General features: G+C 33.4%; 14 protein-coding genes and 1 riboswitch. Of the genes, 5 read left to right on the top strand and 9 right to left on the bottom strand.

The annotated features are described in order from the left end of the window. Positions 1–70: 70 nt before the first annotated feature. From ACZLO7_RS01790 to ACZLO7_RS01755, 8 genes are all read right to left on the bottom strand, one after another. Positions 71–1,159: a DUF418 domain-containing protein gene (locus ACZLO7_RS01790; RefSeq protein ID WP_464939466.1), complete on the bottom strand. Its 1,089-nt coding sequence runs from the start codon at positions 1,157–1,159 to the stop codon at positions 71–73. A 356-nt stretch (positions 1,160–1,515) separates the two neighbouring features. After that, positions 1,516–2,112 (bottom strand): TetR-like C-terminal domain-containing protein, encoded by a 597-nt coding sequence (locus ACZLO7_RS01785; RefSeq protein WP_464939465.1) that lies wholly within the window; start codon positions 2,110–2,112, stop codon positions 1,516–1,518. 26 nt (positions 2,113–2,138) lie between these two features. Continuing rightward, a complete protein-coding gene (locus tag ACZLO7_RS01780; protein ID WP_464939464.1) occupies positions 2,139–2,843 on the bottom strand; it encodes an MBL fold metallo-hydrolase in 705 nt (234 codons plus the stop codon). Positions 2,844–3,031: 188 nt separating this feature from the next. Further along, complete coding sequence (locus tag ACZLO7_RS01775) at positions 3,032–4,057, bottom strand: DUF4179 domain-containing protein (protein ID WP_464939463.1); 1,026 nt, start codon at positions 4,055–4,057, stop codon at positions 3,032–3,034. Next, a complete protein-coding gene (locus ACZLO7_RS01770; RefSeq protein ID WP_464939462.1) occupies positions 4,054–4,626 on the bottom strand; it encodes a sigma-70 family RNA polymerase sigma factor in 573 nt (190 codons plus the stop codon). The genes ACZLO7_RS01775 and ACZLO7_RS01770 overlap by 4 nt, the downstream gene beginning before the upstream one ends. A 229-nt stretch (positions 4,627–4,855) precedes the next feature. Further along, positions 4,856–5,413, bottom strand: a complete 558-nt coding sequence (locus ACZLO7_RS01765; protein ID WP_464939461.1) for an isochorismatase family protein — start codon at positions 5,411–5,413, stop codon at positions 4,856–4,858. A 300-nt stretch (positions 5,414–5,713) separates the two neighbouring features. Further along, positions 5,714–6,034 (bottom strand): YnfA family protein, encoded by a 321-nt coding sequence (locus tag ACZLO7_RS01760; protein ID WP_464939460.1) that lies wholly within the window; start codon positions 6,032–6,034, stop codon positions 5,714–5,716. 267 nt (positions 6,035–6,301) lie between these two features. Then, positions 6,302–6,775, bottom strand: a complete 474-nt coding sequence (locus tag ACZLO7_RS01755; protein ID WP_464939459.1) for a DinB family protein — start codon at positions 6,773–6,775, stop codon at positions 6,302–6,304. A gap of 228 nt (positions 6,776–7,003) precedes the next feature. Here ACZLO7_RS01755 and ACZLO7_RS01750 point away from each other — a divergent pair, with 228 nt between their 5' ends. From ACZLO7_RS01750 to ACZLO7_RS01740, 3 genes are all read left to right on the top strand, one after another. Next, complete coding sequence (locus ACZLO7_RS01750; RefSeq protein WP_464939533.1) at positions 7,004–7,315, top strand: ArsR/SmtB family transcription factor; 312 nt, start codon at positions 7,004–7,006, stop codon at positions 7,313–7,315. Between the two features lie 80 nt (positions 7,316–7,395). Continuing rightward, positions 7,396–8,571: an MFS transporter gene (locus ACZLO7_RS01745; RefSeq protein WP_464939458.1), complete on the top strand. Its 1,176-nt coding sequence runs from the start codon at positions 7,396–7,398 to the stop codon at positions 8,569–8,571. Between the two features lie 215 nt (positions 8,572–8,786). Beyond that, positions 8,787–8,886, top strand: a riboswitch (purine riboswitch). A gap of 156 nt (positions 8,887–9,042) precedes the next feature. Beyond that, positions 9,043–10,209: an MFS transporter gene (locus tag ACZLO7_RS01740; protein ID WP_464939457.1), complete on the top strand. Its 1,167-nt coding sequence runs from the start codon at positions 9,043–9,045 to the stop codon at positions 10,207–10,209. A gap of 242 nt (positions 10,210–10,451) precedes the next feature. On the opposite strand, the gene ACZLO7_RS01735 is transcribed toward ACZLO7_RS01740, so the two are convergent. Continuing rightward, a complete protein-coding gene (locus ACZLO7_RS01735) occupies positions 10,452–11,003 on the bottom strand; it encodes a GNAT family N-acetyltransferase (protein WP_464939456.1) in 552 nt (183 codons plus the stop codon). Between the two features lie 366 nt (positions 11,004–11,369). Between ACZLO7_RS01735 and ACZLO7_RS01730 the strand changes: the two genes are divergently transcribed. Together ACZLO7_RS01730 and ACZLO7_RS01725 are read left to right on the top strand one after the other, a co-directional pair. Further along, positions 11,370–12,263, top strand: a complete 894-nt coding sequence (locus ACZLO7_RS01730) for an ABC transporter ATP-binding protein (RefSeq protein ID WP_464939455.1) — start codon at positions 11,370–11,372, stop codon at positions 12,261–12,263. After that, positions 12,256–12,990, top strand: a complete 735-nt coding sequence (locus ACZLO7_RS01725) for a hypothetical protein (protein ID WP_464939453.1) — start codon at positions 12,256–12,258, stop codon at positions 12,988–12,990. The genes ACZLO7_RS01730 and ACZLO7_RS01725 overlap by 8 nt, the downstream gene beginning before the upstream one ends. Positions 12,991–13,073 lie beyond the last annotated feature (83 nt).

Here is a 13,073-nt window from a genome sequence, read left to right as displayed (position 1 = left end):
CAAGTTCCCAATTAACTCCATCTTTTTTGGAACTCCATTTGTTTTTAAATGACTTAATCGTCACTAAACACTATTTGGTTAAATATCTCATCAAGTATTCTACTGGTCCCCTTGAAAATTTCCGTTGCCATAGTGTACTAAATAAAATACATACTATATAGAACATAATGCAAAAGCTGTATATGAAGGTTAGTGATTGATGCTCAGCTCGACCAATCCATTCTAGAAAGCTTACACCAATAAGAATATGTGCAATGTAGTGTGTTAATGTCATTTGCCCAGAGGCAGTGATTGATGTAACAAGCTTACTCTTTGTAAATCGCTCAGTAATGTATAAGGCAACGATTAAAATGATTAAAGCTGAACCACTCGCAGAGGTAATATAAAGAATACTCGGCAATATAGGACCTGTATTAAACAAAAATTCCGCTACTTCCGTTGTTAACATGGAGGCAGCTTGAGAAATCAATATCTTTGACAGAGCTTCTGTAAGGAAAAGAATTATCACGCCCACCAATAATAGTTTTCGGCGTACTTGATTACTTTTCAGTTCAAGACTACCTATGATAAATCCAATTAATATAAAAGCGAACCACGGGAAAATTGGATGGTAGCCATTAATGAGAAGATTACGCAAAAATCCTTTAATAGTCCAAAAATCCACATAATCCATATACAATGCATCAGGATTCCATCCTACAAAAACATCAAATGTTAACTGTATACATTGCGCAATCATAACAACTACAATCGAAATGATTAAGAGCACTTTTTTAGGAAAACTAATTAAGAAACCTATGAAAAATAAATAGCCCCCGTAATAATGGAGAATATCGCCGGTCCACCCTACCATATACAATCCCAAACCTGCTATAGATAGAAATAACGCACGCTTCCAAATAACGATTCGCATATCTCCAATCAATTGCTGATCGTGTCCTTCTCTTGCCTTACGAGTCATTAACGCAATACCTATACCCGCAAGTAATACAAAAAGTGCTGAAGCACGCCCTTCAAAAATCGTAGTCAAACGAACTAACCAATTAGGTCCATTCGTCTCTGCACCAGTAATAACAGTAAAATTCACTATGAACATGCCAAACATTGCTAAAGAGCGAGCGAAATCGAGTCCTGTAATGCGGCCTTTAGTTTTACTCATGTCATCCATCCCCCAAAATTTGATATCCATAACTGTTGAAAAGATATCAAATTATAATTTACCTATCGTTAGGTAAATTATAATTGAGCAATAAATCTTTTTCAACATAAATACTTCAATAAAAAATAGCCCTAAACGATATCAACTGCTGATATCATTTAGGGCTAACATTATTATGAATTGAAAAATAAATGTTAGGGAAAGTAATTTCATTTTGTCTAGCAACTTCTTTAATCACTAAAAATTACTTTATTAATCACTCAAATAATTAGCGCTAATTATAAAACCGTCATACCCTTTCGCCAATTGTTTGAACAGCCGTAGAATCGGTTGACCTGTTAGTAATGTCACCTGAATTATTCCTCCTGTTCAAACGTACCTTCATTAATAACAACTGTATGAATACCTTCAATAAAAGTATTAATGAGAATTAAAAAACTTTTATCAATATCTAGCGGCATTCCAAAACCACCCATTTGCTCAATAGAAGTAAATCCATGTAGTATACTTCGTAATCCTCGGACCATATGAATCGCTGTTTCCTCCTGCAAATTGTAGGCTTGTAGTACTTGAACAACTAACTGTACGACTAAATCATGGGCTTGTTGTAATTCTTTATCATCAGCATCCGGAAAACGATTGCTAGCGTCATAAAGCCCAGGGTGAGTTCTGACAAATTGAATATACGCCTCACTCACTGCACGTACTGCTCCATCACCCGATCTTCCTACTGCAGCCTGAAGCATATATTCATAAAGTTTTTTAACCCCATGAATTGCTAGCTTCTGCTTCAATCCATTTAGACCTTCAAAATGATTATATAAGGAAGGAGGACGTACTCCTAATTTCTCGGCTAATGAGCCTAGCGAAAATTGATCTAAACCATTCTCATCAGCTAACTCTGTTGCTTTTTCTAAAATAATCGATACATCTAATTTCATACGACGAGTCATTTCATTGTCACTTCCTATTTAGATTGTTAGAACTTTTTCTCTGCTTCCGCTATTGCCTGCTCTATTTTAGCCCCTGGTTGCTTCAGCATTTTGCCATGCCCTACCGCAAGCAGACTTGGTTGATAACTCATCAATTTCTTTGCACTCTCAAGAGCTATACGTTTATCCCATGTAGCTAAAGCTGGAAACGGGAATAAAGCATTCATTAACCCAGATACTACTATCTTTCCTCTTGTTATAAAGGCATCACCTGCAATCAGACTACGATTGCGTGTATCTAAAAGAGTTATGGATCCAGGTGTATGACCTGGCGTCGCGATTACTTCTAGTGAACCAATGCGATCGCCGTCTTCTAATAATAAATCTGGTTTAGTTTTAATATTTTTTGGAACTCCACCACGAATTGGTTTATCTTTTTCATTTGGTAACAAGGTGGAATCCCCAGCCAATAATAAGGAATCCCTAGAAGAAATGCTTACTTGAGCGTTTGGCAATAATTCTTTCAACGCATCTAATGCACCTATATGATCATTGTGCGCATGGGTAAGTACAATTCTTGTAATCGGTTTGCCAATACGCTCGGCAGCATCCATTATCCCCTTTGTGCTGAAAGGTAGGGCTGCATCAATCAATGTAAGTTCATTTTCCTCCTCTACTAAGTAACAATTAACTGGAAATACACGTGGCATAAAAGACAGTTGAAATACTGTACCAATTTTCGTAATTCTCATCCTCTATCAAACTCCTTTTCCAAAAAACTAATCTTTATATCATATTAACTAATTGAATTAGTTTTTGCAATATTATGTTTTATAATTCAGAAATAAATTTTATTAGGCTATAAATAAAAATAAATCCATTTCGAAATTAATCGAAATGGACTTTTATATTTGTACGAATTCTTGGTTTTTATAAGGACTTAATCAAGAGGAATCTCAATTGTCTTCATTTTATATTTTTCGTGACCCTTTCCTTCTCCTAAACTCAAAACCATGGTCGGCACAATGTAGAGCTTTGTAGCTTTTTCATCAATTACTCCCATTGTTTGACTCCATTCAGCAGTTGCACCATTATCAAAACTTGCGCCACCATTATCTTCAACGTGATATACATTGCCAACATCATCACGAATTTCAAGAGTAGGACTTGTCAATTGCCATTTTTTTAATATCGACGATTCAGTAATTTGTTTCAAACTAATAATCGTTGAAACATTTGTTTTACGAATCTCATTAACAATTAATGTCATACCTGCTTCTGTCATAGATTGATTAACTAACTGAATTTCATCTTGAATTTTCTCTAGTTCAAAATTAAATTTCCAATCTCCATTAATTGTTTTATCAGTTATATCATTTGTATAACTTTTAGGAGACCACTTCACTTGAACTTTTTCTAGGTCTTTTTTGAATGTCGGAGTTACACGCGCCAAACCTACATATTTTGTTGGACTAATTTGCTGAATTGTATCGCTCCCAGCAGTGGTAATACTACCTTCAACATCAAAGAACTGCCCAATCCGCGGATTTACACCTAAATCACGCTCTGTTTCAAGTGCGTAGGTTATTGTAATTGTATTACCATCATAAACAGCATTTTCAATCATCATCGTAATGCCATTGCTCATTTGTACTTGTTTAATATCAGTTGCGTATTCTGAATATTTTTCATAAAACTTATCATTATCAGAAGTAAAATAATTGATAATATTTTTTATCAATGGAATTTGTGATGCTACACTCGGCATCGCAAAACTAACTGTTGTTGCACTTCCAACGAATATCATTAATGCTACAGCAACAATACGCCAAACTGGTTGTTTTGTCTTTATTATTTTTTTATTAATGATACGCTTCTTCACACGTGCCTTTTCAATATCCGTTACGTCCATTGGCTCAATATCTTCAACATTTAAATTGGCCCACTTTTTATACTGATTTGTCATGTCCATCGCTCCTCCAAACTCTTTGTTATGGAATATGCTAGCTTTCTCTTCCCACGGTATAAGCGGTTATCTACTGCCGCTTTCGATATAAAAAGAGCATCTGCAATTTCGCCATTCGCCATTTCTAGGAAATACTTCATTGTGAATATATCTCTATCCACAGGTTCTAATTTACTTAGTTCAAACAGCAACTCATTTCTCTCTTCACGCTGCAAAATTTGATCTTGTGTTAGATTTCCTGAAGCAAAATTATCTGTACCATCAAGAACTTGCTCCTTCGCTTGCTGTTTCTCTATAGCTCGGTATTGGTCAATCGCTTTATACTTTGCAATCATGCCAATCCATTTTTTGAATTCGATTGCATCACCCTTAAATTGCGTTGATTTTTGCCATACCGATAAAAAAACATCGCTCATACACTCCTCCACTAAATCTACTTTCCCAAGTGGTTGTAAAATTTTATAAACAATTGCTTTTATAAAAGGCATATGCGTATCAATAACATATTCAAGTGCATCTTCATCTTGTTTCTTTAAACGCTTAACAAAATTTTTCTCTGAAATTCTCATGGCATGATCTCCTTTTTAAATTGAAAAAGCTTTCTCACTATATACAACGAACGTGATCTATTAACATTCTCATATTTTAAAAAATAAAATAAGCATCAACTATAAATTCACCATCTGTATCCATATTAAAACTTTCTTTGTTCTAAACGATAAAAGCATCCACTTTGAAATTAATCAAAATGAATGCTTTATTTAAAATGGGTAGTAAGAAGAGTGAACCCCAGTTTATTTATCTATAATTGTTATGCGTTGGTTTAAACAAATCTTCACTACTATTTCTAACAACGGAAAAATTATCTACATTATAATGACCATGTAGAATTTCATTATGATGATTAATTATCTTATCAGCAGATAAGTTTGTAGCATCCGTTGTTGAATGACCATCTTCAACTAAAGTTACATCAAAATAATTTACCGTTGCAGTTCTAACAGCGGTATCAATACAATGTTCTGTTTTACATCCCATAACTACTAAATGCTCGACTTCATGATCTTTTAAAAAGTCCAATAACGGCGTTTTATGGAACGAATTAGTAGCCTCCTTATCAAATACTTTAGCAGTTGGCGGCACTTTAATTTGCTCATGAACTTGAAATCCGTTACCTTCACCTTGAGCAACATCTTTATCTCTCATAAAAATGACTAATGCATCCGACTCCACTGCTTTATTTATAACCGAATTGATATTATTCAACAGACTCTCTTTATTCAGAACGCTTTGCTCTTTTTCATTACCCTCAATTAACTCTTGTTGAGCATCAATCACTAGTAAAGCTTGTTTCAATAGAAAAACCCCTTTGCATAAAAATTTCATTAACAATCTAAGCTACGTTTTAGCTTTATTATTTATAACGTTAGCTTAGAAACAGTTACATATTTTAAGTTATATTTCTTTATTTTATTTCGCTAACATAGCAATACAATCCTCTTTTTCAACATCACTTTTTCTTTGGATTTACTCAAAAAATGGATAAATAAAAAAGCATGTGTTTCAATGGTTTGAAATAACATGCTAGATAGCTATTAAATTATTCGATTGCCTTAGGATTTTTATAGAGCCAATAAGTTGCTTAGTCAATGCAATTTAATTACGGGGAGCCCATAGCATGACAGAAACCCCAACTAAACAAATAATTGCACCAATCCAATCATATAAATCGGGCGCTTTCTTATCAACTCCCCATCCCCATAAAACTGATAGGATGATAAAAACACCCCCGTATGCTGCATAAACTCGTCCGAACGAAGGGAAAGATTGAAATGTTGCTACAACGCCATATAAAGCTAGGGCTATACCCCCGAAAATCCCAAAATAAAATGGTCTTCCTTCTCTAAGCCATAGCCAGATAAGGTATCCTCCACCTATCTCACCTAACCCAGCTAATAAAAACAATATTATAGTCATTTTAATCACTCCATATTCAATAAATAATAAAATAAAAATTCATAAACGTGGACCTATAACTGCACGTTTATAAACTTGTGCAGGTCCAATGGGATTTATGATTCACTCTTATCTATCTTATTTTAATAGTTAAACTATTAGCAAGGTATCTATAAAATCTACTGAATAGTTCTTTTTTTACAACTTCCCCCGAAAAGTTTTTCATGTGCTTAATAGTACAAGAAAAGCCCACCAAAAGAGGTGAGCTTTTACATCAAATAATTGATATTATGATTGCATTTCTTTTGTTGGTCCCATTACACCTGGCACTGTTAATCCCGCTTGGCGTAATAGTACTGTCATTTGACCAAGATGATGTGTTTGATGGTCAATTACTGCACGTAATAGTTTTCCTCGCGCAGTCGGCCCTGCAAAACCATTTACTTCTTCAAGTAATGCTTCATCTGTTAGTTTTGCTGTTTCTACTTTATAAGCCTCTATTACTTTCTCATATGCATCAACAATTTCAGCTACATCTGTAGGTGCTTCTTGATCACGACCAGGTCCTGGTATTTGTAGTCCTGCGAAATGACCAAATGCTGCTCCAGCACCGACTAAATGCCAAGCCAACCACCCAAGAGTACTATGTCCTTCCACAATACTTTGGTCTAACTTGTCATTCGTCATCGCTTTAAATACGCTTAACGCACTTGCTGAAGACGCAGACCAATCTTCCAGAAAATCTTCTACTTTACGATACATATTCTTCACTCCTATTCCGAATTATGTTCTACGGCTTTATCATATCGAAATGAACGTAGGATATGCAATTTTAAGGTTTCAGGAGATACATTTTCATTTGAAGTTCTTACTTAATTAAGAAAGATATTATAAAACCTCTGCGGTGAAATACTGGTTTTAAAGCTTACTACTTCTTTCCCAATTTCTTTTTATATTTACAAATCTATAAAATTAGATATAATGAAATACATGGAACCTTTATTGATTTATAAAGCTTTATCTAATGAAACTCGTAGTCAAATTATGTTGTGGTTAAAAAATCCAGAGGAATTCTTTGATGAAAGACCTTATTTAGAACAAAACATCAATTTCCAAATTGGTGTATGCGTAGGAGATATTCAAGCTAGAGCAGGACTTGCACAATCTGTTATTTCTAGTTATTTATTAACTATGCAAAAAGCTGGTTTGTTGGAATCTGAGCGAATTGGAAAATGGACGTACTATCGTCGGAACGAAAAAACAATACAAGAATTTTCCGAGTACATCAAAAAGAAACTATAAAAGGAAGGGAGGTCTTTTTTTGATTTAACATATCTATAATTATAGATATGTATATATATGAATGGAGGAATACATTTAAAATGAAGAAAATTAACCCGTTGCTAATCATTATTCTAGCTTTAGGCGTATTCGGCATTATTACTACTGAAATGGGTATTATAGGTGTCCTACCCCAGGTCACTAAAAAATTTAATATATCGACTTCACAGGCCGGATTACTTGTAAGTATATTTTCTTTAGTCGTTGCCATTTCAGGTCCATTTCTGACGTTACTTGCTTCTGGTATTAACCGTAAAGTCATTCTATTAACTGCTGTTTTTATTTTTTCGATTTCAAATATTGTTTATGCCTACACGACTATGTTCGATGTGATGTTAGTTTTCCGTATCATCCCTGCTATTTTTCATCCTGTCTTTTTTTCAGTTGCCCTCGTGACAGCAGCTAATCTTGTCTCTCCGGAAAAAAGTAGCAAAGCAGTTACAAAAGTTTTCTCCGGAATAACGGTCGGGTTTGCATTTGGCGTGCCTTTGACTTCTTACCTCGCGGAAAAGATTTCATTAGAAGCAGGTTTTCTGTTTGGAGCTGTTGTTAGTATAATTGCTTTCATAGGAATACTAGCTTGGCTTCCCTCCATGCCTGTTAAGGAAAAATTGTCTTATGGAAAGCAGCTTGGAATATTACGTAAACCCCAATTGTGGCTAAATATCGTGACAGTTATTTTTATCTTTGCAGCTATGTTTTCTGTGTACAGCTATTTTGCTGAATATCTAAGCCAAGTGACTCATATGAACGGTTCATGGATTAGTATCATGTTGATGGCCTTTGGTACAATCATGATTTTCGGAAATTTTTTATTTGGAGAGTTTTTGCACAAAAGCATTACAAAGACCGTTATCATGTTCCCTCTGCTATTTGCAGTAGTATACTTATTTGCTTTTTATCTGGGTTCATATTTCATTTCGATGGTTGTGATCGTGTTCGTTTGGGGGGCAGTCCATTCTGGGGGGCTTATTGTCAGTCAAGCATGGTTAACGACTGAGGCAAGAGAGGCTCCAGAATTCGGCAATAGCTTGTTTGTCTCATTTTCCAATCTTGGAATTGCTGCTGGAACTTCTATAAGTGGTTGGTTTATTTCTCACTTTGGAATACATAATTTAATCTGGGTTGGAATTACATTTTCACTTCTTGCTTTCATACTAATTATGTTAAAAATACAAATTTCCAAACCGAGTGCATCGGAAATAAACATGCGTTAAACTAACTGGAATCGTTAGTTACATAAATCCACTCAGTAATAGATTGTTTTATTTAATGAACAGAAAGTTAGGACAAGCTTATCAGTTTTAGAATGGACCATTCTTATTTAACGTAATTTTCTAATGTTATTATCAATATTCGTGTCGAATGATGCGAAATTTATGCTTGAGTAATATCGAATGGTATGATAATCTGGAAAACAGATAAATTGTCTTAGAAATTAATTGAAATTATATGTATAACCTCAATAATACGGCTTGAGGGTCTCTACCAGGAACCGTAAACTCCTGATTACAGAAAATGTCTTTTCATTTTTTGTAGTCAGGAGTTTTTTGTTTTCCAATATTAGGTATTAATCTATTTAAAATTTGTGATGAGCAACTCATAAGTAAATATAATTTCAACTTGAGATTGATGAGAAATAACTAGTATACATTTTATCAATTTAGAAGATAAAGGAGAATTTTGTAATGAATCTAAAAGTATTTATACTCGCAGCTTCTACTGTTGCAGTAGGGTTGGTTGAATTAATAGTAGGTGGAATATTACCAATTATCGCCGATGATTTAAATGTAACACTTGGCACCGCAGGACAACTTATTAGCGTATTTGCTCTTGTTTTTGCCATTGCAGGTCCTGTACTTCTTACACTGACTGCGAAAATTGAACGGAAACGTTTGTATCTTATTGCATTGTTTATTTTTTTCCTTGGAAATTTGATGACATATTTTAGCCCAAACTTTTCTTTAATAATGGTTTCGAGAATTATTACTGCAATGAGTACAGCACTAATTATTGTACTTTCGCTAACAATTACAGCGAGGATTGTTGAACCTGCTCATAGATCGAAAGCTATAGGAGTTATTTATATGGGCATTAGTTCTTCACTTGTTTTAGGAGTACCTCTTGGGATTTTGATTAGTAATGCTTTTGGATGGCGTATTATATTTCTCGGGATTGCTTTCCTATCAATCGGATCTATGCTTCTCATCCATACATTTTTAGAGCCGATACCTACAGAAGGAGGGATTAAGCCGCTTTCTGTACAATTAAAAGCACTTGGAAGTTTTAAAATAGCTAGTGCACATCTTGCAACAATGTTTACTTTAGCAGGACATTACACAATTTATGCCTATTTCACACCTTTTTTAGAATCCACTTTAAATCTTGATCAATATTGGATAAGCATATGTTATTTACTATTTGGTATTTCAGCAGTATGTGGCGGGGCATTTGGGGGAGCACTAGGAGATTGGCTTGGAGCTCCTAAAAGCATTTTACTAGTTATTGGCTCCTTCGCCGTAGTATTATTTTTACTACCTCTCTCTACTATTTCACTTTTCGTTTTCCTAGTGGTCATGATGATTTGGGGGGCACTAAGCTGGAGTCTTGCTCCACCTCAACAAAGTTATCTTATTCAAACTGACCCTAATACTTCTGATATTCAACAAAGTTTTAATAATTCTGCTTTGCAAATTGGTATTTCATTAGGATCTGCAATCGGTGGTATTGTACTGCAGCAAACAGGTTCAGTCACAAGCACAGCACCGGTTGGAGGAGCAATCGTAATTATAGCTTTACTATGTGCGATTTTTTCTATAACCAGACCTGCTTTAACAACCAACGAAGCTAAGTGAGTAAATGAGAAGAAATTCAAAAAAATATCCTGAAATTAACTTAACCAAACATTAAAAGAAGGTTGTTGATGAGCACAAACACTCGTCAGCAACCTTTTTTAGATTTTCAAAGGTTTGGACCTTGATGAAAAAATTACTAATTCAAATGTACTCAAGTATTAAGAATAGATGAAGCTTTTTAGATGGTCGAAATACAGCAAAAAACCAAAAAGAATCCTTATTTCTCTTCAACTAAACTACCCCTATAGTTCTATTAAGTTAATAATCCCATAATATACTAGATCTTCATATCGATTTTCTTTCCTCACTTGGTCAATTAATATCCCTTCTCTTTTCATGCCTAATTTTTGTATCACTCTTCCTGAAGCTGGGTTTGAATTAAAGTAACGAGCAAATACTTTATGATATTGCTTTTCATCAAATGCAAATTGTAATATAGCTTGCGCTGCTTCTGTAGCATATCCATTTCCCCAAAATTCTTCACCAATCCAATAGGCTATTTCACCATTATCAAACTTTTGGTTGTTTGATAGCGCTATAGCTCCATATAATTCTCCGCTTTCCTTATCTGTTATAGCAAATTCATATGATTTATTAGCATTAAAATTATCAAGATGATGTTCAATCCACGATAAAGCATCTTCTATAGCGTATGGATAAGGTAGGTACAATGTATTTTTATAAAGATTATAATTATTACAAAGTTTAGTAACAGCTACTGCATCAGATTTTTGAAACAGTCTTAGTACTATCCTTTTAGTGGTAATTATTTTATTTTGATTATCATATATCATAAAAAATCCTCCCTACATCGTATGAGATAGTACTAATATCGAGTAAGTTAATTGCACAAATATTACTTCCCCAATTTTTCTCCCCACTCTAAATGACTTCAATACTAATCCTAACTCTTCCATCTTTCATCTACTCCAACAATAGTTGTTGCCAAAACATCCTTGAACATCCATAATTATAATATAATTGTATTATATCTAAAATATGTATATTGCTAAATGGTAAATATACGCTTTTATACCCTATTCAAATTCGTAAACACGCACTTTTTGGTCTAGAAAAACTAGTTGATTCTTCAACCGTGTGAATCGACTCGAAATTCTATCAAAAAAAGCCCTTACTACTAATATACGAGGAGAATAAAAATGAACAATATCTTAACTGTTAATAATCTTACAAAAGTATATAAAGGAAAAGCAGCTATTAATGATGTTTCTTTTAATATAAAAAAAGGCGAAGTAATAGGTCTAGTCGGCCCAAATGGGGCTGGTAAAACGACACTAATGAAAATTATTGTTAACATTATTCAAAAATATAAAGGAGAAATAACTTTTTCTAATTCAAATACTAGAAAGAGACGCATCGGTTGTATCATTGAAAATCCTTGTTTCTATCCTAATTTAAGTGGGCTTGACAATTTACGTTATTTTGCAGAATTTTCAGGTGGATATAATGAAAGTGAAGTAAACGAAATTATTGAAATGATGAAAATAGACGGTTTTATAAATAAAAAAGTGAAAAATTATTCCCTAGGTATGAAGCAACGTTTAGGAATAGCGCAAGCTTTACTAAATTCACCTGACCTTCTAATTCTAGATGAACCAACTAATGGATTGGATCCAGAAGGTGTAGTAGAAATACGAAACATTATAAAGGACATTGTTAAAACTCGACAAATATCGGTTCTTATATCCAGCCATATATTATCTGAAATCCAAATTATTTGTGATCGAGTACTTTTTCTCAAAAATGGTAATTTAATAAAAACAATTGATTTAAAGCAGGATTCTAGTGGAAATCTTCAATATAAAATTGAGACCAAATCACCAAAAGATTTGGAAATTTTCTTTTTAAATTCGCGTATCCCAGTATTAAAAACAGAGGGAAATTCAATTATCTTTGAAACTAATAGAGACTGTATTGAAGATTTAATTTTTAAAATCGCCAACAATAATTTAAAATTTTCAGCCATTTACCCTTTACAAGAAAATTTAGAATCGCAATTTTTCGAACTTTTAGGAGGGAATAAAATTGGCTAGTTTGCTTCGATTATCTTTAATAGATTTCAGATATATTCTAAAAGCAAAGGAGCTATGGATTTCCTTAACTATAGTAATTGCATATACATTATCTCTTTATTTCTATTCTATAAATTCCAATCAGCCAAAAACGATTGATACCTATTATCAAATAATTAATGACTTGTCTTTTTATATTTTCATTATTATCCCCTCTTTAGTTCTTTCTAAAGACTATGCATTTAAAACATCAAGAATTTTATACACTGGTGCTTTTTCTAAACTTACTGTAGTACTTAGTAAAATGTTTTCTGTTTTAATATTTTATTTTCTTTTTAGTATAGTTCATCGTTTAGGGGCAAATAGTTTGTGGATGATAAATCAGAAGGTTTTCTCATTTGAAACACTATTAAGTGGATTACCAATTACTATTGTTATTTATATGATTATTGGTATATCTACATGTCTTCTTGCTTTTCTAATCACTTTAATAACGTATAGCAGAATGGCGACATTAATTGCTATGTTTACTTTCTTTATTATTGAAAAATATTTACGTGGGATATTGCTTTTGATTTTTCCTAATAGGGACATAAAACTTATTTTAAATCACAATCCGATTGCTATATCAATTGAAGCTTTACAATACAATACTATCACTCTCATGGATTGCTTTATTGTATTATTCACATCAATATTTATAGGATTTATTACTTTGATTGTATTGCAAAAAAAAGAAATTAACTAGGAGTATTCCTGCTTAAAAGTTTTCCAGGAGCTTGAAATAAAAAAAACTCTTGTATAATGCATGAGTACAGCCAAAAAGATTTT

This window comes from Viridibacillus sp. d25.2 (assembly GCF_055456015.2).
Note: the sequence above shows the minus strand (reverse complement) of the source record. Positions and strands in the feature narration are given on the sequence as shown.

Bases quoted from the DNA above. Each gene is read 5' to 3' on its own strand.
- ACZLO7_RS01790 (WP_464939466.1), bottom strand. From the start codon at position 1,159: ATGAGTAAAACTAAAGGCCGCATTACAGGACTCGATTTCGCTCGCTCT.
- ACZLO7_RS01785 (WP_464939465.1), bottom strand. From the start codon at position 2,112: ATGACTCGTCGTATGAAATTAGATGTATCGATTATTTTAGAAAAAGCA.
- ACZLO7_RS01780 (WP_464939464.1), bottom strand. From the start codon at position 2,843: ATGAGAATTACGAAAATTGGTACAGTATTTCAACTGTCTTTTATGCCA.
- ACZLO7_RS01775 (WP_464939463.1), bottom strand. From the start codon at position 4,057: ATGACAAATCAGTATAAAAAGTGGGCCAATTTAAATGTTGAAGATATT.
- ACZLO7_RS01770 (WP_464939462.1), bottom strand. From the start codon at position 4,626: ATGAGAATTTCAGAGAAAAATTTTGTTAAGCGTTTAAAGAAACAAGAT.
- ACZLO7_RS01760 (WP_464939460.1), bottom strand. From the start codon at position 6,034: ATGACTATAATATTGTTTTTATTAGCTGGGTTAGGTGAGATAGGTGGA.
- ACZLO7_RS01755 (WP_464939459.1), bottom strand. From the start codon at position 6,775: ATGTATCGTAAAGTAGAAGATTTTCTGGAAGATTGGTCTGCGTCTTCA.
- ACZLO7_RS01750 (WP_464939533.1), top strand. From the start codon at position 7,004: ATGGAACCTTTATTGATTTATAAAGCTTTATCTAATGAAACTCGTAGT.
- ACZLO7_RS01745 (WP_464939458.1), top strand. From the start codon at position 7,396: ATGAAGAAAATTAACCCGTTGCTAATCATTATTCTAGCTTTAGGCGTA.
- ACZLO7_RS01740 (WP_464939457.1), top strand. From the start codon at position 9,043: ATGAATCTAAAAGTATTTATACTCGCAGCTTCTACTGTTGCAGTAGGG.
- ACZLO7_RS01735 (WP_464939456.1), bottom strand. From the start codon at position 11,003: ATGATATATGATAATCAAAATAAAATAATTACCACTAAAAGGATAGTA.
- ACZLO7_RS01730 (WP_464939455.1), top strand. From the start codon at position 11,370: ATGAACAATATCTTAACTGTTAATAATCTTACAAAAGTATATAAAGGA.